The 19,299-nt window shown below is 70.5% G+C and carries 20 protein-coding genes; 14 read left to right on the forward strand and 6 right to left on the reverse strand.

Features of this window, described 5'->3' with window-relative positions; translation table 11 throughout:
- Positions 1 to 19 precede the first annotated feature (19 nt).
- From pyrH to NZH93_RS37720, 3 genes are read left to right on the forward strand one after another with little or no spacing between them, the layout of a single operon-like run.
- Entirely contained in the window at positions 20 to 730 is a 711-nt protein-coding gene (gene pyrH, locus NZH93_RS37710; protein ID WP_259628168.1) for a UMP kinase, read from the forward strand.
- A gap of 52 nt (positions 731 to 782) precedes the next feature.
- On the forward strand, positions 783 to 1,340 hold the full coding sequence (gene frr, locus NZH93_RS37715; protein ID WP_259628080.1) for a ribosome recycling factor: 558 nt from the start codon (positions 783 to 785) through the stop codon (positions 1,338 to 1,340).
- A gap of 34 nt (positions 1,341 to 1,374) precedes the next feature.
- A complete protein-coding gene (locus NZH93_RS37720; protein ID WP_372506975.1) occupies positions 1,375 to 2,247 on the forward strand; it encodes a phosphatidate cytidylyltransferase in 873 nt (290 codons plus the stop codon).
- 4 nt (positions 2,248 to 2,251) lie between these two features.
- Here NZH93_RS37720 and NZH93_RS37725 read toward each other — a convergent pair whose 3' ends face one another.
- The gene (locus tag NZH93_RS37725) at positions 2,252 to 3,097 is read right to left on the reverse strand and encodes a VOC family protein (RefSeq protein ID WP_259628081.1); all 846 of its coding nucleotides are present in this window, start codon (positions 3,095 to 3,097) and stop codon (positions 2,252 to 2,254) included.
- Positions 3,098 to 3,192: 95 nt separating this feature from the next.
- Between NZH93_RS37725 and NZH93_RS37730 the strand changes: the two genes are divergently transcribed.
- Together NZH93_RS37730 and NZH93_RS37735 are read left to right on the forward strand one after the other, a co-directional pair.
- Positions 3,193 to 3,939, forward strand: coding sequence for a class I SAM-dependent methyltransferase (locus NZH93_RS37730; protein WP_259628082.1), 747 nt, complete (start codon positions 3,193 to 3,195; stop codon positions 3,937 to 3,939).
- A gap of 35 nt (positions 3,940 to 3,974) precedes the next feature.
- Positions 3,975 to 4,958, forward strand: a complete 984-nt coding sequence (locus tag NZH93_RS37735; RefSeq protein ID WP_259628083.1) for an aldo/keto reductase — start codon at positions 3,975 to 3,977, stop codon at positions 4,956 to 4,958.
- On the opposite strand, the gene NZH93_RS37740 is transcribed toward NZH93_RS37735, so the two are convergent.
- Positions 4,959 to 5,633 (reverse strand): PadR family transcriptional regulator, encoded by a 675-nt coding sequence (locus NZH93_RS37740; protein ID WP_259628084.1) that lies wholly within the window; start codon positions 5,631 to 5,633, stop codon positions 4,959 to 4,961.
- Positions 5,634 to 5,753: 120 nt separating this feature from the next.
- Between NZH93_RS37740 and rlmN the strand changes: the two genes are divergently transcribed.
- The 3 genes from rlmN (at position 5,754) to NZH93_RS37755 (ending at position 10,022) form a co-directional block, all read left to right on the forward strand.
- A complete protein-coding gene (gene rlmN, locus NZH93_RS37745) occupies positions 5,754 to 6,860 on the forward strand; it encodes a dual-specificity RNA methyltransferase RlmN (protein WP_259628085.1) in 1,107 nt (368 codons plus the stop codon).
- 76 nt (positions 6,861 to 6,936) lie between these two features.
- A complete protein-coding gene (locus NZH93_RS37750; RefSeq protein ID WP_259628086.1) occupies positions 6,937 to 8,436 on the forward strand; it encodes a serine/threonine-protein kinase in 1,500 nt (499 codons plus the stop codon).
- A gap of 56 nt (positions 8,437 to 8,492) precedes the next feature.
- Positions 8,493 to 10,022: a trypsin-like serine protease gene (locus tag NZH93_RS37755; RefSeq protein WP_259628087.1), complete on the forward strand. Its 1,530-nt coding sequence runs from the start codon at positions 8,493 to 8,495 to the stop codon at positions 10,020 to 10,022.
- A gap of 42 nt (positions 10,023 to 10,064) precedes the next feature.
- On the opposite strand, the gene NZH93_RS37760 is transcribed toward NZH93_RS37755, so the two are convergent.
- Together NZH93_RS37760 and NZH93_RS37765 are read right to left on the reverse strand one after the other, a co-directional pair.
- Positions 10,065 to 10,553 carry a beta-class carbonic anhydrase gene (locus NZH93_RS37760; protein WP_259628088.1) on the reverse strand — a complete coding sequence of 163 codons (489 nt, stop codon included), beginning with the start codon at positions 10,551 to 10,553 and terminating at the stop codon, positions 10,065 to 10,067.
- A 254-nt stretch (positions 10,554 to 10,807) separates the two neighbouring features.
- Positions 10,808 to 11,137: a winged helix-turn-helix transcriptional regulator gene (locus NZH93_RS37765; RefSeq protein WP_259628170.1), complete on the reverse strand. Its 330-nt coding sequence runs from the start codon at positions 11,135 to 11,137 to the stop codon at positions 10,808 to 10,810.
- A gap of 172 nt (positions 11,138 to 11,309) precedes the next feature.
- On the opposite strand from NZH93_RS37765, the gene NZH93_RS37770 reads away from it, so the two are divergent.
- Positions 11,310 to 12,254, forward strand: coding sequence for an NADP-dependent oxidoreductase (locus NZH93_RS37770; RefSeq protein ID WP_259628089.1), 945 nt, complete (start codon positions 11,310 to 11,312; stop codon positions 12,252 to 12,254).
- A 43-nt stretch (positions 12,255 to 12,297) separates the two neighbouring features.
- Here the strand turns inward: NZH93_RS37770 and NZH93_RS37775 are convergent, their stop codons facing one another.
- Positions 12,298 to 12,555, reverse strand: coding sequence for a DUF2631 domain-containing protein (locus NZH93_RS37775; RefSeq protein ID WP_259628171.1), 258 nt, complete (start codon positions 12,553 to 12,555; stop codon positions 12,298 to 12,300).
- A gap of 185 nt (positions 12,556 to 12,740) precedes the next feature.
- On the opposite strand from NZH93_RS37775, the gene NZH93_RS50245 reads away from it, so the two are divergent.
- Entirely contained in the window at positions 12,741 to 14,387 is a 1,647-nt protein-coding gene (locus NZH93_RS50245; RefSeq protein WP_308214289.1) for a sensor histidine kinase, read from the forward strand.
- Positions 14,388 to 14,393: 6 nt separating this feature from the next.
- Entirely contained in the window at positions 14,394 to 15,044 is a 651-nt protein-coding gene (locus NZH93_RS37785; protein WP_259628090.1) for a response regulator, read from the forward strand.
- Between the two features lie 71 nt (positions 15,045 to 15,115).
- On the opposite strand, the gene NZH93_RS37790 is transcribed toward NZH93_RS37785, so the two are convergent.
- Positions 15,116 to 15,382 (reverse strand): GlsB/YeaQ/YmgE family stress response membrane protein, encoded by a 267-nt coding sequence (locus NZH93_RS37790; protein ID WP_259628091.1) that lies wholly within the window; start codon positions 15,380 to 15,382, stop codon positions 15,116 to 15,118.
- Positions 15,383 to 15,539: 157 nt separating this feature from the next.
- On the opposite strand from NZH93_RS37790, the gene dxr reads away from it, so the two are divergent.
- Genes dxr through ispG form a run of 3 tightly spaced genes read left to right on the forward strand, consistent with a single transcriptional unit; the run spans position 15,540 to position 19,175 of the window.
- Complete coding sequence (gene dxr, locus NZH93_RS37795; protein ID WP_259628092.1) at positions 15,540 to 16,802, forward strand: 1-deoxy-D-xylulose-5-phosphate reductoisomerase; 1,263 nt, start codon at positions 15,540 to 15,542, stop codon at positions 16,800 to 16,802.
- 2 nt (positions 16,803 to 16,804) lie between these two features.
- Positions 16,805 to 18,007: a M50 family metallopeptidase gene (locus NZH93_RS37800; RefSeq protein ID WP_259628093.1), complete on the forward strand. Its 1,203-nt coding sequence runs from the start codon at positions 16,805 to 16,807 to the stop codon at positions 18,005 to 18,007.
- Positions 18,008 to 18,020: 13 nt separating this feature from the next.
- Positions 18,021 to 19,175 (forward strand): flavodoxin-dependent (E)-4-hydroxy-3-methylbut-2-enyl-diphosphate synthase, encoded by a 1,155-nt coding sequence (gene ispG / locus NZH93_RS37805; RefSeq protein WP_259628094.1) that lies wholly within the window; start codon positions 18,021 to 18,023, stop codon positions 19,173 to 19,175.
- Positions 19,176 to 19,299 lie beyond the last annotated feature (124 nt).

Genomic DNA, 19,299 nt, shown 5'->3' on the forward strand with positions numbered 1-19,299 from the left:
TGATGGTTACAAGCGCGTGATGCTCAAGCTCGGCGGGGAGATGTTCGGCGGCGGTGACGTCGGCGTCGACCCCGACGTCGTCACCGTCGTCGCCCGCCAGATCGCGGCCGTGGTCGGCACCGGAGCCCAGGTCGCCGTGGTGATCGGCGGCGGCAACTTCTTCCGCGGCGCCGAACTCCAGCAGCGCGGCATGGACCGCAGCCGCGCGGACTACATGGGCATGCTGGGCACCGTGATGAACTGCTTGGCGTTGCAGGACTTCCTGGAGCGCGAGCACGGCATCGACACCAGGGTCCAGACGTCCATCACGATGGGCCAGGTCGCCGAGTCCTACATCCCGCGCCGCGCCATGCGGCACCTCGAGAAGGGCCGCGTCGTGATCTTCGGCGGCGGCGCGGGCATGCCCTACTTCTCCACCGACACGACGGCCGCGCAGCGCGCGCTGGAGATCGGGTGCGAGATCGTGCTCATGGCGAAGGCGGTGGACGGCATCTACACCGCCGACCCCAAGATCGACCCGGACGCGCTGATGTTCGACAACATCACGCACCGCGAGGTGCTGGAACGCGGGTTGAACGTCGCGGACTCCACGGCTTTCAGCCTGTGCATGGACAACAACATGCCCATCATGGTGTTCAACCTCCTCACCGAGGGGAACATCGCGAGGGCGGTGCGTGGTGAGAAGATCGGAACATTGGTGAGCACCCCCGGTGGTCGCCCGTCCTTCTAGACCCGCTGGGTCCGGGCTTCGCGCCCGCCCCGGCTCGCACTAAGGAGTAGCCGTGATCGACGAGACCCTCCTCGACGCCGAGGAGAAGATGGAAAAAGCGGTGTCCGTGGCGAAGGACGACCTCGCGGCCGTGCGCACGGGCCGTGCTTCACCCGCCATGTTCTCGCGCATCGTCGTCGACTACTACGGTTCGCCGACCCCGCTGAACCAGTTGGCGAGCATCGCGATCCCCGAGGCGCGCATGGCCGTCGTCAAGCCGTACGACGCGAGCCAGCTCAACGCCATCGAGAAGGCGATCCGCGACTCCGACCTCGGCGTGAACCCCAGCAACGACGGCTCGATCATCCGCATCGTCATCCCGCAGCTCTCCGAGGAGCGCCGCAAGGAGATGGTGAAGGTCGCGAAGACCAAGGGTGAGGACGCCAAGATCACCATGCGCAACATCCGCCGCAAGGCGAAGGAAGAGATCGAGCGCATGGTGAAGGACGGCGAGTCCGGCGAGGACGAGGGCACTCGCGGCGAGAAGGAACTCGAATCGGTGACGCAGAAGTACGTGCACCAGATCGACGAGCTCGTGAAGCACAAGGAAGCCGAGCTGCTCGAAGTCTGATGGTGACGTGGGAGTCGTGATAGGAGCACAGCAGGTGCCAGGCGGTGGTGAGCAGGACGCGCAGGCGCCGTCCGGCAGCGTGGACGGCGCCAAGAAGCCGTCACGGGCGGGGCGGGACATGCGGTCGGCCATCGCCGTCGGCGTCGGTCTCGGTGCCGTGGTCCTCATCTCCCTGTTCACCGTGCGGCAGGTGTTCATCGCCGTCGTCGCGGCGGCGGTGGCGGTGTCGATCTTCGAGTTGGCGCGTGCGCTGAAGACGAGCGCGGGCATCCAGGTCGCACTGGTGCCCGTGCTCGTCGGCGGCCAGGCGGTCCTCTGGCTGGCCTGGCCGTACGAGCGCGGTGGTGTGCTCAGCGCGTTCGTGATCACCATGCTCGTGTGCCTGGTCTGGCGCTTGAAGGACGGCGCGGACGGCTACCTGCGGGACGTGACGGCGTCGATCTTCACGGTCGCGTACGTCGCCGTGTTCGCGGCGTTCGCGGTGATGCTGGTCGTGCCGGAGGACGGCACGTACCGGGTGATCGCGTTCATCCTCGGCGTGGTCCTGTCGGACACCGGCGGCTTCATCGCGGGTGTCCTCTTCGGCAAGCACCCCATGGCCCCGACCATCAGCCCGAAGAAGTCCTGGGAGGGCTTCGCCGGGTCGATGGTCGCGGGCATGGCGGGCGGCGCGCTCACGGTGAGCCTGCTGCTCGACGGCCAGTGGTGGCAGGGCGTGCTGTTCGGCGCGGCCCTGGTGGTCAGCTCCACCACCGGCGACCTGATCGAGTCGCTCATCAAGCGCGACCTCGGCATCAAGGACATGGGCACGCTGCTGCCCGGCCACGGCGGTCTGATGGACCGGATGGACTCGCTGCTGCCGTCCGCCGTCGTGAGCTGGCTGCTGCTGCACCTGTTCGTGCCGTAGCCGCTCAGTCGTCGTACGGGTCGTCCACGTTCGCGCCGATCTCGTCCTCGGACAGCGGTACGGCGCGGGACGGGTCGACCACCGAGAACGTCGAGCCGTCGTGGTCGCGCACCTCGGTGACGCGGCCGTACGGCGTGTCGTAAGGCTCGACCGTGACCCGCCCGCCCAGTTCGAGCACGCGGTTCGCGACCGAGTCCGCGCCGATCTCCGGCGACGCCGTCAGGTAGATCATCCAGTGCGCGGGCACGGACGGCGGGAACGAGCGGCGCCCCATCCGCTGCCTGCCCAGCACGCTCTCGCCCTCGACCGACCAGACCGTGTAGTCGACGGTGTGCCCGTCGCCGATCTGCATCACGTCGTAGTGGCACAGCTCCCGGAAGAACGCGTCCGCCGTGGCGCCGTCGCGCGTGTTCAGCTCGGCCCACGCGTACGCCCCGTGGCCGGTCGTGCCGAACCGCCAGTCCGGTGGCACGTGCCGGAACCCGAGCACACCACCCGTCGGGTCGCTGATCACGGTGGTCTGCGTGTGGTCGGCCTCCACGCTCGGGTTCCGCAGCACCTGCCCGCCGAGCGCGAACACCTTTTCGGCCGTCGCCCGAGCGTGTCTGGTGTGCAGGAAGAGGGTCCAGTCCGTGTACTGCTCCGGCAGCGCGCGGCCGACCGGCAAGCCCGCGACGGGCACGCCGTCGAGCACCGCGACCGCGTAGCCCTCGTCGTCCTCGTACCGCCAGCCGAAGAGGCCTGTGTAGAAGTCCTTCGCCGCGGCCAGGTCGGTGACGGGCAGCTCGACCCAGCACGGCGCACCGGCGTGCAGTTCGGCGAGAGCGGGGGAGTTCGGCGTGATGGACAAGGACGCCTCCTCAGAAAACACTGTCTTGATCACGCTACGCCGAGGTCGGCTGGAATAGCACCGTCCGATCGACCTGAGCCCTCTATTGTCGTGGAGTGAAGGGATTCGTGCGTGCGGCTTTGGCGGCCGTTCGGCCTGCCGACGTGCTCCCGAGCCCGAACATCTGGCACTGGCCGGAGGTCTACCAGGTCGAGAACCGGGCCCAGGACGCCGACGGCGACCTGTGGCGCGCGCTGCGCGAGGACTGCGACTGGGCTGGGCTGGACGTCGTCGACGTCGGCTGCGGTGACGGGTTCCACCTGCCGGTGTTCGCCGGGTCGGCGCGCACGGTCACCGGGGTCGAGCCGTACGCGCCGCTGGTCAAGCGGGCCAAGGCCCGTGTCGCCGGACTGCCGAACGTCACCGTGCACGCCGGTCCCGCGCAGCGGCTGCCGCTCCCGGACACCAGCGCGGACCTCGTGCACGCCCGCACGGCGTACTTCTTCGGCCCCGGCTGCGAACCGGGGATGCGCGAAGCGGACCGGGTCCTGCGGCCCGGTGGCGCGCTGGCGGTCGTCGACCTCGACGGCGCCGCGGCCCCGTACGGGCCGTGGCTGTGCGCCGACGAACCCCGCTACGACCCGGCCGTGGTGGCGGAGTTCTTCGCGGACAACGGGTTCAGCGTCCGGCACGTGACGGCGCGGTGGGAGTTCACCCGGCGCGAGGACCTGGAATCGGTGCTGCGCATCGAGTTCTCCGCGAAGGTCGCGCAACGCGCCATCGACGAAACGCCCGGTCTGTCGTTCCCCGTCGGCTACCGGCTGCACGTGCGCCGCAAGCCGTCCGGTCTCGTCCTCCCCTGAGGCCGTCCGGGCCGTTCGACCGTAGGATTTCGTTCGTGGAGAACCGGAACGCGAACAGGATCGGACGCCCCGTCGGCGTCATCGGGCTCGGCTGCTGGCAACTCGGAGGCGACTGGGGGCAGGTGGAGGAGGGCGACGGGATCGCACTCCTCCACGCCGCCGCCGACGCGGGTGTGACGTTCTTCGACACGGCCGACGTGTACGGCGACGGGCGCAGCGAGAAGCTGGTCGGCCGGTTCCTGCGGGAACGGGACGACTCCGGCGTCTTCGTGGCGACCAAGATGGGTCGTCGGGTCGAGCAGGTGCCGGAGAACTACACCCGCGAGAACTTCCTCGCGTGGAACGACCGGTCGCGGGCGAACCTGGGTGTGGACACGATCGACCTCGTGCAGCTCCACTGCCCGCCGACGCCGGTGTACTCGACGGACGAGGTGTTCGACAGCCTCGACGAACTGGTGCAGGCGAAGCGGATCGCGGCCTACGGCGTGAGCGTCGAGACGGTCGAGGAGGCGCTGCTGGCCATCGCCCGGCCGAACGTGGTCAGCGTGCAGATCATCCTGAACGCCTTCCGCCTCAAGCCGTTGGAGCGGGTGCTCCCGGCGGCGGCCGAGGCGGGCGTGGGGATCATCGCGCGGGTGCCGCTGGCGTCCGGCCTGCTGTCGGGGCGGTACACCGCCGCGACGACGTTCGGCGAGGACGACCACCGCACGTACAACCGCGGCGGTGAGGCGTTCGACCAGGGGGAGACGTTCTCCGGCGTGCCGTTCGACGTGGGCCTGGAGGCCGTCGAGCGGTTGCGCCCGCTGGTACCCGCGGGCGCGACGCTCGCGCAGTTCGCGCTGCGCTGGATCGTGGACCAGCCGGGTGTCACCGTCGTGATCCCCGGCGCGCGCAACGCCGACCAGGTCCAGGGCAACGTCGCGGCGGCCGACCTCGCGCCCCTCACACCCGAGGCGCTGGCCGAGGTCACGGCCGTCTACGACGAACTGGTGCGGCCGCACGTGCACGACCGCTGGTAGTCACTCTGCGGGGCTGTCGGTGTCCTCTTCGACGTCCAACTCGCCCAGGATCGCGTAGATCTTGCGCCTGGTCTCGTTGAGGACCTCGACGGCCCTGCCCTTCTGCTCCCTGGTGCCCGCGTGCGCCATCTGCTGCATCGCGGACCCGAGGTGCCGCGACGCCGTGCGGAGCTTCGCCGCGACGACGTCGACCTCGTCGTTGACCTGCTCCCACGGGGTCGCGCCCTCGCTCTTCGCGGCCTCCGCCGTGCCCGCCTCGGTGAGCGTGAACAGCTTCTTGCCGCCCGCTTCCTCGGTGGCCGTGATGAGGCCCTCGTCGGCCAGCATCTGGAGCGTCGGGTAGACCGAGCCGGGGCTCGGCCGCCACACGCCGTCCGTGCGCTGGCCCAGTTCCTGGATCATCTCGTAGCCGTGCATCGGCCGTTCCGCCAGCAGCGCCAGCAGCGCCGCGCGGACGTTGCCGCGCCGCTGCCTGCCGCCGTGGTGCGGCCCGCCGCGCCTGCCGCCGCCGCGACCCCACGGGGGGCCGGGAGGGAAGGGCATCTCGGCGTCGGGCGGGAACGGGGGAGGCGGTGGTCCGCCGAAGCCGCCGCCGAAGCCGCGGCGCGGGTCGTCGAACCCGCCGGAACGGTGGTGCCGGTGACCGTGGTGGTCGTGGTTGAAGGGGTTTCGCATCTGACTGCTCCTCGCACTGGTATCGGTAGGTACGAGCTAACGATATATCGGAACGTATCGCGATGCAACGGCGATTATCGGTCAGGGCACCCATCCGGTCGTGGGACACTGGTAGGTGCTATGACTGCCCTCCCCCTCGTCTTCGACGCACCCAAGCGCGGCCTCCCCCCGCGCCACCTGGCCGACCTCTCCGCCGAAGGGCGTCGAGAAGCCGTCGCCGCGCTGGGCGAAAAGCCCTTCCGGGCCGCGCAACTGTCGAACCACTACTTCGGCAGGCTCACGGTCGACCCGGACGCCATGACGGACATCCCGGCCGCCACGCGCGCCGCGCTGGTCGCCGACCTCATGCCGCCGCTGTTCACCGAGATCCGCTCGGTGGCCTGCGACGACGGCACGACCCGCAAGACCCTGCTGAAGGCGCACGACGGCACGCTCGTCGAGAGCGTCCTCATGCGCTACCCGGACCGCGCGACCCTGTGCATCTCCAGCCAGGCGGGCTGCGGCATGGCCTGCCCGTTCTGCGCCACCGGCCAGGGCGGCCTCCAGCGCAACCTGTCGACGGCGGAGATCGTCGACCAGGTCCGCCGCGGCGCCGCGGCCATGCGCGACGGCGAACTGCCCGGCGGGCCGGGGCGGCTGTCGAACATCGTCTTCATGGGCATGGGCGAACCGCTGGCCAACTACAAGCGCGTGATCGAGGCCGTCCACCGCATCTGCGACCCCGCGCCGGACGGCCTCGGCATCTCCCAGCGCTCCGTCACCGTGTCGACCGTCGGCCTCGTGCCCGCGATCCGCAAGATGACCGAGGAAGGCCTGCACGTCCGCCTCGCCGTGTCGCTGCACACGCCGGACGACGAGCTGCGCAACACGCTGGTGCCCGTCAACACCAGGTGGGACGTGGCCGAGGTGCTGGAGGCGGCCCGCGGGTACGCCGACAAGACCGGCCGCCGCGTGTCCATCGAGTACGCGCTGATCCGCGACATCAACGACCAGGGCTGGCGCGCCGACATGCTCGGCAAGAAGCTCCGCAAGTACCTGGGCCCGCTGGTCCACGTCAACCTGATCCCGCTGAACCCCACGCCGGGCTCGAAGTGGGACGCGTCGCCGAAGCCCGTGGAACGCGAGTTCGTGCGGCGGGTCGAGGCGCAGGGCGTGACGTGCACCGTGCGCGACACCCGTGGGCAGGAGATCGCGGCGGCGTGCGGGCAGTTGGCGGCGGAGGGCTGAGTCCTCCGGCTCGGTGACCGGTCCTGAGGGCGTCTTGATGGTCCGACGTGGAATGTCCTCGGGATAGCATCGCCCCGTGGTCGAGTCGTCGAAGCTGGTTGCGGGCAGGTACCGCACGCTGCGGGAACTCGGTCGTGGGGGCATGGGGGTCGTCTGGCTGGCCGAGGACGTGGTCATCGGGCGGCGGGTCGCGGTGAAGGAGTTGCGGACGTCGTCGGCCGTCGAGGCCGAGCGGGTGTTGCGCGAGGCGCGGACGGCTGGGCGGTTGAACAGTCCCAGCGTGGTCGGTGTCCACGATGTGATCATCGAGGCCGGGGTCGCGTACCTGGTGATGGAGCTGGTCGAGGCTCCGACGCTCGCGGACGTGATGCGGCGGCGGGGTGCCCTGCCCGCCGAGCAGGTCGTGGCGATCGGGCTGGACGTGCTCAGCGCGTTGGAAACGGCGCACGCGGCGGGGATCGTGCACCGGGACGTGAAGCCCAGCAACATCATGGTGCTGCCCGGCGGCGGTGCGAAGCTGGCGGACTTCGGGATCGCGCGGGCGATGGACGACCCGCGGCTCACCGCCACCGGCAGCATGATGGGGACGCCCGGCTACATGGCGCCCGAGCTGTTCACCGGCCAGGTGCCGTCGCCCGCGACGGACCTGTGGGCGCTGGGGGCGACGCTGTTCCACGCCGTCGAAGGGCGGTCGCCGTTCCAGCGGGACACGACGGCGGCGACGGTGCACGCGGTGCTGTACGAGCCGCCGGTGTTGCGGGTCGGGTCCGGTCCGCTCGCCGCGGTGATCGCGCGGTTGCTCACGCGCGAGACCGCCGACAGGCCGTCCGCCGCGCAGGTGCGGGAACTGCTGCGCAAGCCCGGTGAGGCGGACACGGTGTTCATCCGGCCGGTCACGGGGTACGCCACGCGGCCGGTGGAAGCGCCGTGGCCCGACGAGCCCGCGGACGAGAAGCCCAAGCGCCGCAAGGTGTTCCTGGTCGCGGGTGCCGTACTGGCTGTCGCCGTGCTGGCCGGGCTGTTCCTGGTCCGGCCCGACGACAAGGACGAGAGCCGCGAGGCGTCACCAGGCCCGGTGAGCACGGCGGCGTCGAGCGGGCCGTCCACATCGACACCGCCCACGACGACACCGCCCACGACGACGACCGTCAGCGAAACCGCCCCGCCGACCACGACCGAGACACCGGTTCCGCCGCCGGAATCCGTTGCGCTGCAACGCTTCCGCAACGCTGAGGGCTTCCACTACTCCGGCACGGACAAGGTCGCGCCCCCGGCCGGGTTCACCGTCGAGGGCGGGATCGGCAAGCTGCTCGCCAACGCCATCCCCGGCACGAAACCGCTGTACTCCTGCGCCATCACCAACTCGCAGGACCGCATGTCGTCGCTCTCGGCGGACTGCGAAGGCCAGTCCGTGCACGGTTTGCTGGGCCACGTCCTGGTCGACCGGCCGACGGACCTGCCCTCGCTGCCGTTGTTCCGCTGCAACTCGGGCGCTCACCACTTCGACTCGGTCGCCGCCGACTGCGAGGGCCAGACCGTCGAGTTCCAGTTCGGCTGGGTCCTCGAGCAGTCGTAGCGGAACCGTCGCACGGTCATCGCGTCCCGCGGACACCGGCCGAGCACGGTGGTCCCATGCGAAGCACACCCCTGCTGGTCGTCGCGGTCCTGGCCGCGCCCCTCCTGAGCGCCGCGCCCGCGCTCGCCGTCGTCGGTGGTACCGAGTCGACGTCGGCGTACGAGTTCGCCGGTTCCTTCCAGCCGGCCTCCCCGAAGCCGCCGCGGCCCGACGGTCACGGCTGCGGTGTGGAAGTGCTTGCGCCGCAGTGGGTCCTGACGGCGAGCCACTGCGCGGGCAAGAACCCGACCGGGGCGAGGAACGGGGTCCCGCGTGGTTGGAAGGTGCGGATCGGGTCGTTGGACACCACCTCCGGCGGTGAGGTCGCGGAGGTCGACCACTACTACCGCCTGGCGACCTCCGGTGACGAAGGGGGTTTCTGGGGCAAGGACCTGGCGCTGCTGCACCTGCGCACGCCGGTCAAGGCCAAGCCCGTGCGGATCGCCTCCACCACCCCGCCGGACGGCACGCCCGCGCGCATCCTCGGGTGGGGCATGACCTGCGCCGACAGCAGTGGTCCCGAGTGCTTCCCCAGCAGGCTGCACGAGGCCGACACCGTCGTGCAGCCCCTCTCGACCTGCACGGCCGCCGCGCCCGTCGGTGAGCTGTGCGTGGGCAGCCGCGACGGCAAGGTGGCCGCGGCCAACATGGACTCCGGCGGGCCCGCGCTGGTCCGCGACGGGGACGAGTGGACGTTGGCGGGCGTGGTCAGCGGCCCCAGCGGTGAGGGCGAGCCGGTGCTGTACACCGACGTCACCAGGCACACCGACTGGATCGACGGCATCGTCTCCGGCACCGACGTGCCGCCGGACGACGTGATCCCGAACGTGGAGGGCACGGTCGGCCTGAACGGCTGCGTCGGCTCGGTGGTCCGCCCGCCGGGCGCCGCGCCGGGGGCCGAGGCGCTGCTGCTCACCAACGGCCACTGCGTCCAGGGCGAACGGCCCGCGCCCGGCTCGGCGCTGGTCGACCAGCCCGCGGACCGCGAGGTCGCCATCGCCGATCGACAGGGGTACCCGCGGGCCACGGCCCGTGCGAACCGCCTGGTGTACGCCACCATGACCGGCACCGACATCGCGCTCTACCGGCTGGACAAGACCTACGCCCAGCTCGCGGCCGAAGGCGCCAAGGTCTTCCGGCTCACGTCCAAGCCCGTGCGCGCGGGTGATCCGCTGACCCTGGTGCGCTCCGGCGGCCGTTCGGACTGCGTGGCCGAGGCCGTGGTCGATCGCCTGCGGGAAGGTGGTTACGAGATGACCCGCTCGATCCGCTACGCCACGACCGCGGGCTGCGCCCCGTCGCAGGGCCACTCGGGGTCACCGCTGCTGGCCGCCGACGGCGTCACGGTCGTGGGCGTGCACAACACCCACAACGTCGCCGGTGCCGTGTGCACCGACGACAACCCCTGCGAGGTCGGGCCGGACGGGACCACGACCGCCGTCCAGGGCCGCGCCTACGGCCAGCAGGTCCACCTGCTCGCGGCCTGCCTGGACCGCGGGACGCGGCTGGACCTGGACCGCCACGGCTGCGCCCTCACCAAGCCCTGAACCCCGCGTGCCCGCCCTCGATCCGGGGGCGGGCTCGGGGCGTCACACGACCTCGTTGAGCTTCCCGGTCGCCACGTCGAACACGAAGCCGCGGATCGAGTCCTTCACCGGGATGTACGGGCTGTTCTTGATCCGCCCGATGGACTGGCGCACGTCGGTGTCCAGGTCGCTGAACGCCTCGGCCGCCCACGACGGCTTCACGCCGACCTCGTCCTGGATGGACTGCTTGAAGCCGTCGTCGGTGAACGTCAGCATCCCGCAGTCGGTGTGGTGGATCAGGATGACCTCCTTCGTGCCGAGCAGCCGCTGGCTGATGGCGAGCGAGCGGATCTCGTCCTCGGTCACGACGCCGCCCGCGTTGCGGATGACGTGCGCCTCGCCCTCGTTGAGGCCGAGCACCCGGTAGACGTCGATCCGCGCGTCCATGCACGCCAGCACCGCCAGGTGCTTGGCCGGTGGGAGGGGGAGGGGGCCGGTGAACCGGTCGGCGTAGGCGGCGTTGTTGGCCAGGAGTTCGTCCGTGACGGACATGGCTGGGCATCCTGTCTGGAGTGGGTGTCCGCTCCGCGGCAACCGGAGCGGTTGGCACGCGAGAGGCCGTGGCCGGGAGTGGACTCCGGGCACGACCTACCGACAGAACTCGTCGAACAGGCGCCCACGCCTGCTAGGCCAAAAGGCCTCCAGCTCCTGCTGCTGCACGGGTGCGAGTCAACTGACCCATGCCCACCTGCGCAACAGTGCCCACCAGGTGAAACAAGTCGCCGAAAAAGGGCTGTAGGACCAGTTCAGCGCACTGGAACCGTTTCCACGTCGGCCGTCACGTCGTACTCGACGCGCGCCGACTGGATCAGGTCGATGTGGTGCTCCGACCAGTCGCGCAGGGCCCTGAGCGGCGCGACCAGGCTCCGGCCGAGCGGGGTCAGCTCGTAGTCCACTCGAAGGGGGACCGTGGGGTACACCGTTCGGGTGATCAATCCGTCGCGGGTCAGCGTGCGGAGGGTCTGGGTGAGCATCTTCTGCGTGATGCCCTCGACCTTCCGCCGCACTTCGCCGAACCGCTGCGGCCCGTCTTCGAGCGCGCCGATCGTCAGCGCGGTCCACTTGCTCGCGACCATGTCCAGCACTTCGCGGCACGGGCACTGCCTGAGGTACACGTCACGGGTGTCAGAGGTGCAAGGTGTGTCCACGATAGTGTTGTACCACGTCATCGCTAGTTTCCCAGAGGTACCTAGGGCAGAAAAAGGTGCCTGATTGCGAATGGGTACCAGGTGGCTGACGATGAACGGCATGAAGGCAATCACGCAGCAGGCGGTCGGTGGTCCGGAAGTACTGGTCGTCTCGGAGGTCGACCGCCCCACCCCGCTGCCCACGGAGGTCCTCGTCCGGGTGCACGCCGCGGGCGTCAACCCCGTCGACTGGAAGACCCGCGCGGGCGGCGGCATGGCAGGAGTACTGGGCGAGCCGCCGTTCACGCTCGGGTGGGACGTGTCCGGTGTCGTCGAGGAGGTCGGGTTCGGCGTCACGACGGTGAAGCCCGGTGACGAGGTGTACGGGATGCCGTGGTTCCCGCGCGCCGCGTCCGCCTACGCCGAGTACGTGACGGCCCCCTCCCGCCAGTTCGCGCTCAAGCCCACGACCCTCACGCACGTCGAGGCGGCGGCGCTGCCGTTGGCCGTGCTCACGGCGTGGCAGGCGCTGGTGGACACCGCGCACGTCGAGGCCGGTCAACGGGTGCTGGTGCACGCCGCCGCGGGCGGTGTGGGGCACCTCGCGGTGCAGATCGCGAAGGCCAAGGGCGCGCACGTGATCGGCACGTCCAGCGCCGAGAAGCACGGGTTCCTGCGGTCCATCGGGGCCGACGAGGTCGTAGACTACCGAACGACCCGGTTCGAGGACGTCGTGTCCGACGTCGACGTCGTCATCGACCTGGTCGGCGGGGACAACGCGATCCGGTCCGTGAAGACGCTGAAGCCCGGCGGGCTGCTGGTGGCGATCCCCAGCGGCTTGCAGGACGGCGTGGCCGAGGCGGCGGTGAAGGCGGGTGTGCGGTCGACGCCGTTCCTCGTCGAGCCGGACGGGGCCGCGCTCGCCGAGATCGCCGCGCTGGTGGACGCCGGGAAGATCCGCGTCGAGATCGAGGCCGTGCTGCCGCTCGCCGACGCGGGCAAGGCGCACGAACTGGGTGAGGCCGGGCGCAGCACCGGGAAGATCGTGCTGTCCGTGGTCGGGTGAGCCTGCTCGGGACGGGCCACCGCGGCCCGTCCCGGAGGAAGTCCTAGCGGCGCCAGGAGGTGCGGCTGCGGACCTGGTCGCGGACCAGCATCGCGATCATCGCGACGCCGATGAGGACCAGGAACAGGTTCTCGGTGCGGCCGTGGTGGTTGCCGATGAGGAGGCCGAAGACGCCGATGGTGGAGGCCCAGCCCGCGATGCGGACGGCCTTCGGGAACGACCCGTGCCAACCCCACTCGGCGGACGGCTCGTCGTGGACGTCGACAGCCGGACGCCTGTCCAGCTCCGAAGACGAAGACACAGCAGCCACGACCTTCCTGATCCGGTGTTACCGGGGGATTTTCGCACACGGGGGCAGGTCGGGCCGGAGGTGGTGGCCAGTGTGACCGGGGTCGCCGCGCCGCGACGTGATCGGTCAACTTTCGTCGTGCGGCGAAGCGACCAACGAGCGCCGACAGGGCGGGCCTGATCTCGTACGTTGGGGGCGTGACTACCGTTGTGCAGCGCTTCCTGCCCGACCTCGTCGGGGTTCGGGAGTGGCCGGTGGCCTTCCTCCGGGACGCGGCCGAGCGGGTTCGGCGGGTGACGCCGTGGCGGGTCGGCTGCGAGGTGTTCGGCCTCGCCTGGGTGCTGCTGCTCGACCTGCTGCCCGGCTGGCTGAGCGACCAGCACCCCGCCGGGTGGGAGCTCGCGGGGATGGCGGTGCTGTTCGCGGCGCTGTACCTGCTGAGGTTGGCGTTCCCCGCGTTCACGCTGCTGGTCGCGCTGCTCGTGGTGTTCGGCACCGACAACGGCGGCGTCACGCTGATGGTGGTCGTGGCGTACTCCGCGGGCCACCGGATCGTGTCGTGGCAGCGGGCGCTGCTGACCGCCGTGTTCGGCCTGGCGCTGCACATGCTCCAGTGGGAGGGCGGGGTCCCCGGCCTCACCGGGTTCTTCGGCTCGTTCGTGATGCTGACCGTCTACGGCATGGTGGTCGCGCTGCCCTTCCTGGTCGGGCGGTACATCGCGCAGCGCAACGCCCTCGTCGCCGCGCTCCAGGAGCGCGAGGAACGGATGCGGCGCGAGCGGGCGATGCTGACCAGGCAGGTCCGGCTGCGGGAGCGGAACCGGATCGCGCAGGACATGCACGACAGCCTGGGGCACCGGCTGAGCCTGATCTCCGTGCACGCCGGGGCGCTCGCGCTCGACGGCGAACTGGGGGACAAGCAGCGGGAGGCCGTCCAGGTCCTGCGCAGCGCCGCGCTGACCGGCATGGAGGAGTTGCGCGGGGTCATCGGCGTGCTGCGGCGGGACGACCCGCCGGAGGAGGACCTGGCGCGGCGGACCGTCGAGGCGATCGACGAGCTGGTCGACGGGGCGCGGCGGGCCGGGGTGCGGGTCAGCCTGGTGCGCGGCGGGCTGGCGTGCCCGCTGCCGTCGAAGGTGAGCCACGCCGCGTACCGGGTGGCGCAGGAGGGGCTGACCAACGCGAACAAGCACGCGCCGGGGGCGAGCGTGCAGGTGACGGTGAAGTACGAGCCGGACGCGCTGGTGGTGGAGGTGCGGAACAACCCGCCGCGGTCCGGGTTCGTCGTCGGCGGTCCGGGTGTTGGCCTGATCGGGCTGGGGGAGCGGGTGCGGGTGGCCGGGGGGCTGCTGCACGTCGGGCCGCTGCCCGCGGGCGGGTTCCGGATCGCGGCCGTGCTGCCGTACGAGGACACCACGGTGGCCGAGGAGCCGGACGACAGCCACGAGGTGCAGGTCGCCGAGGGCGCGATGGCGCGGTCCGGGGTGCGGAAGTGGGCGGGGGTCGGGTCGATCCTCGCCGCCGGGCTGGTGGTGCTCGTCGTCGTCGGCGGCTACACGTGGATCGGCATCCAGCCCGTGACGAACGTGGTGCAGCGGTCGTTCTACGACTCGGTGTACATCGGGCAGCCGGAGGCGGAGGTGCGGGCCCAGTTGAAGAGCGGGACCACGGCCGCCGCGATCGGGGACCTGCGGAACAAGTCGGCGCCCGAACCGCCGGGCTCCTCGTGCGAATACCGTCTGTCGGACCAGCAGACGTACACCTCCGGCGGCCAGTTGGTCCTGCGGTTCTGCTTCGCGGGCGGCAAGGTCGTCGAGAAGAACTCCCACCTGCAGAGGATCTGAGTGAGCGTGATCCGGGTCTTGATCGCCGATGACGAACCGCTGATGAGGGCGGGTATCAAGGCCATCCTCGGCACCGCGGCGGACATAGAGCTCGTCGCGGAGGCCGGTGACGGGCGCGAGGCGGTGCGGATCGCGCTCGAACGGCGCGTCGACGTGGCCGTGCTGGACATCCGCATGCCGCGGATGGACGGGCTGGCCGCCGCCCGCGAGCTGAAGTCGGTGGCGCCGTCCGTGCGGGTGGTGATGCTGACCACCTTCGGCGAGGACGACAACATCGTCCGGGCCCTGTCCGACGGGGCGGCCGGGTTCCTGCTGAAGGACTCCGCGCCGGAGGAACTGCTGCGGGCCGTGCGCGCGGTGCACGTCGGCGAGGCGTACCTGTCGCCGATGGTCACCAGCCGGGTCGTCGGGATGGTGGCGCACGCCGGGCAGCCGCGGCGGCAGGAGGCCAAGCGGCAGGTGGAGGGGCTGACCGAGCGCGAGGTCGAGGTGCTGGCGCTGCTGGGCCTCGGGATGTCGAACGCGGACGTCGGGCAGCGGCTGCACATGAGCGAGGCCACGGTGAAGACGTACGTGAGCAGGCTGCTCGCGAAGCTGGGGCTGACGAACCGGGTGCAGGCCGCGCTGCTGGCCAGGGACGCCGGGCTCGCGGGCTGAGGCCTTGCAGAGGGTGGGTACGCGAAGAGGGCCGCCCCCGGTGGGGACGGCCCTCGTTCACGTGTGTGGGGTCAGGCGTGCGCGCGCCGACCGGTGACCAGTCGGTAGATGCCCAGCAGCACCAGCGAGCCGAGGATGGCCAGCAGCCACGTGCTCAGGTCGAAGAAGTTGTTGATGTCGCTGTTGAACAGCGCGCGGCCGATGAAGCCGCCGAGGATGGCACCGACGATGCCGATCAGCATCGTGACGATGATGCCGCCGGGGTCCTTGCCCGGCATGATCGCCTTGGCAATGGCACCCGCGATAAGACCCAGGACGATCCAGCCCAAGATGCCCACGGGGGCTCTCCTTCCAGCGGGCCGCGATGGGGCTTTTCCCCCGCGGCGTTCGAGGGAGGAGTGCCCTGGTTCTGATCGACCCACTCCTGATTTATCATTCCGTTACCTGAGTACCGCCATGCGGTCCATCAGGTCGCTTCCGGAACAATGGACGGTGATGGACTCCTCCGCGAACTCCCCACGACCGGCGTCGCAGCTCAGCACGGCTCCGCGCTCGGTGCTCCTCCTCGGTTCGACCGGCTCGGTCGGCACCCAGGCGCTCGAAGTGGTCGCCGCCAACCGCGACCGGTTCACCGTCGCGGGCATCGCCGCGGGTGGGGCCGACCCCGCCGCGCTGGCCCGCCAGGCGATCGAGTTCGGCGTCGGCGCGGTCGCGGTCTCCCGCGCCACGGCGGCGGAGGACGTCACGCTGGCCCTGTACGCCGAGGCGCAGCGCCGGGGCTACGCCAAGGGCGAGTTCCGGATGCCGCGCGTCTTCGCCGGGCCGTCCGCCGTGCTCGACCTCATCGACTCGACGCCCGCCGACGTGGTGCTCAACGCCATCACCGGCTCGCGCGGCCTGGAGCCGACGCTGCGCGCGCTGGACACCGGCGCGCTGCTGGCGCTGGCGAACAAGGAGTCGCTGATCGCGGGCGGCTCGCTGGTGCTGAACGCCGCCAAGCCCGGCCAGCTCGTCTCCGTCGACTCCGAGCACTCCGCGCTCGCGCAGTGCCTGCGCGGCGGCCGGGCCGACGAGGTGGACCGGCTGGTCCTCACCGCGTCCGGCGGCCCGTTCCGCGGTCGCACGCGCGCCGAGCTGGCGGGCGTGACCGCGGCGGACGCGATGGCGCACCCGACGTGGGCGATGGGCCCGGTGATCACCATCAACTCGGCCACCCTGATCAACAAGGGCCTGGAGCTGATCGAGGCGCACCTGCTCTTCGGCATCCCCTACGACCGGATCGACGTGGTCGTGCACCCGCAGTCGGTCGTGCACTCCATGGTCGCGTTCACCGACGGCTCGACGCTGGCGCAGGCCAGCCCGCCGGACATGAAGCTGCCGATCGCGCTCGGCCTCGGCTGGCCGGACCGCGTCCCCGGTGCCGCCAACCGGTGTACTTTCGAAGTACCGACGGCGTGGACGTTCGAGCCGCTGGACGACGACACCTTCCCGGCGGTCGAGCTGGCCCGGCACGCGGGCTCGACGGGCGGCTGCCTGCCCGCGGTGTACAACGCCGCGAACGAGGAGGCGGTGGACGTCTTCCTCGACGGCAACACGGCTTTCACCTCCATCGTGGACACTGTCTCGCGAGTGCTCGCCGAGGCGGATGGATGGGCGCACGAGCCCGCGGACGTCGCCGAGGTCTTGGCGGCCGAGGACTGGGCGCGCGCACGGGCACGGGAACTTGTGGCCACTTCGGTGGAGTCTGGAAGGGACTGAACGTGGTCGTCAACATCCTGGGCATCGTGTTGTTCGCGCTGCTCATCGGCGTCTCCATCGCCTTGCACGAGTTCGGCCACCTGCTGACCGCGAAGGCGTTCGGCATGAAGGTGACCCGCTACTTCGTCGGGTTCGGGCCGAAGATCTGGTCGTTCCGCAAGGGCGAGACCGAGTACGGCCTCAAGGCCATCCCCGCGGGCGGGTTCTGCGAGATCACCGGCATGACCGCGCTGGACGAGGTGCACCCGGACGACGCCCCGCGCGCCTTCTTCAGGCAGAAGACGTGGAAGCGCGTCGTGGTGCTCTCGGCGGGCTCGATCACGCACTTCATCGTGGGTTTCGTCGTGCTCTACGTGATGGCCGCGACCATGGGCCTGCCGAACCTCAAGAACGAGCCGATCATCGCGTCGGTCAGCGACTGCGTGCAGAGCGGTCCGACGACGGACGCGTGCGTCGCCGGTTCCCCTGCCCCCGCGAAGAGCGCGGGCATCCAGCCGAAGGACGAGATCGTCGCGGTCGCGGGCCAGGCCACGCCGACCTGGCAGGACCTGCTGGAGAAGACCCAGCAGCGCAGCGGGCCGACCGAGTTCACCGTCCTGCGGGACGGCCAGGAGCTCAAGGTCACGATGGACGTCCCCAAGGTCACCCGCGAGTACCGCAAGAAGGACGGCTCCACCGAGAAGCGCGAGGTCGGCGCCATCGGCGTCGGGTGGATGTCCAACTTCGAGTACAACCCGGTCACCGCGATCGGCGGCGCGACCGCGTTCACCGGCACGATGTTCGCGAACACCTGGGAAGGCCTCCTGCGGTTCCCGGAGAAGATCCCGGCCGTGGTCAAGGCGATCGGCGGCGGCGAGCGCGACCTGGAGTCCCCGGTGAGCGTCGTCGGGGCCAGCAGGCTCGGTGGTGACGCGGCCGAGCAGGGCCTCTGGCAGTTCTTCCTGCTGATGCTCGCCGGCCTGAACTTCTTCGTCGGTGTGTTCAACCTCCTGCCGCTACTTCCACTCGATGGTGGGCACATCGCGGTGAACCTGTACGAACGGGTGCGAGACTGGCTGCGCAGGCTCCGCGGCAAGCCCGCCGGTGGACCCGTGAACTACATGCGGCTCCTCCCGCTCACCTACTTCGTCATCTTCATCGGTGGCGGCATCACGCTGTTGACCGTGACCGCGGACCTCGTCAACCCCATCAGGCTTCCCCAGTGAGAGGTGCTATTCCATGACTGACGGCGTAATGCTCGGTATGCCGGCATTGCCGCCGCCGGTGTTGTCGGAGCGTCGCAAGACCCGGCAGCTCATGGTGGGCTCGGTAGGCGTCGGCAGCGAGTTCCCGGTGTCGGTGCAGTCGATGACCACGACCCTGACGTCGGACGTCAACGCGACGTTGCAGCAGATCGCGGAACTCACCGCGTCCGGCTGCGACATCGTGCGCGTGGCGTGCCCGTCGCAGGACGACGCGGACGCGCTGGCCGCCATCGCGAAGAAGTCGCAGATCCCGGTCATCGCGGACATCCACTTCCAGCCGAAGTACGTCTTCGCGGCCATCGAAGCGGGCTGTGCGGCCGTTCGGGTGAACCCCGGCAACATCCGCAAGTTCGACGACCAGGTCAAGGAGATCGCCGCCGCCGCGAAGGACCACGGGACGCCGATCCGCATCGGCGTGAACGCGGGTTCCCTCGACCCCAGGCTGATGGCCAAGCACGGCAAGGCCACGCCGGAGGCGCTGGCCGAGTCGGCGCTGTGGGAGGCGTCGCTGTTCGCCGAGCACGACTTCCACGACATCAAGATCTCGGTCAAGCACAACGACCCGGTCGTGATGATCCGCGCGTACGAGATCCTCGCGGAGCAGTGCGACTACCCGCTCCACCTCGGCGTCACGGAAGCCGGTCCCGCGTTCCAGGGCACGATCAAGTCCGCCGTCGCGTTCGGCGCGCTGCTCCGCCAGGGGATCGGCGACACCATCCGCGTCTCCCTCTCGGCCCCTCCGGTGGAGGAGGTCAAGGTGGGCATCCAGATCCTCCAGTCGCTCAACCTGCGCCCGCGCAAGCTGGAGATCGTGTCCTGCCCGTCCTGCGGTCGCGCGCAGGTCGACGTGTACACGCTGGCCGAGCAGGTGACCGCGGGCCTCGAAGGCATGGAGGTCCCGCTGCGCGTGGCCGTCATGGGCTGCGTCGTGAACGGCCCCGGTGAGGCCCGCGAAGCCGACCTGGGTGTCGCCTCCGGCAACGGCAAGGGCCAGATCTTCGTGAAGGGGAAGGTCATCAAGACCGTTCCCGAGCACCAGATCGTGGAGACCCTGATCGAGGAGGCCATGCGCCTCGCGGAGGACATGGAACCCGTCGAGGGCTCGGTGCCCGCGGTCAGCGTGAGCTGACGGAACGGTAGGTCCCGGAACGGCCACGCGCACCCCGCGTGGCCGTTCCTCTGTCGAACCCGCCACGGAGCGGGTGCGCCGATACACCGGTCGACGGTGATCAGGCCCCGGTCAGCACGCCAGG

It is taken from the genome of Umezawaea endophytica, assembly GCF_025061645.1.
GTDB classification, from domain to species: domain Bacteria; phylum Actinomycetota; class Actinomycetes; order Mycobacteriales; family Pseudonocardiaceae; genus Umezawaea; species Umezawaea endophytica.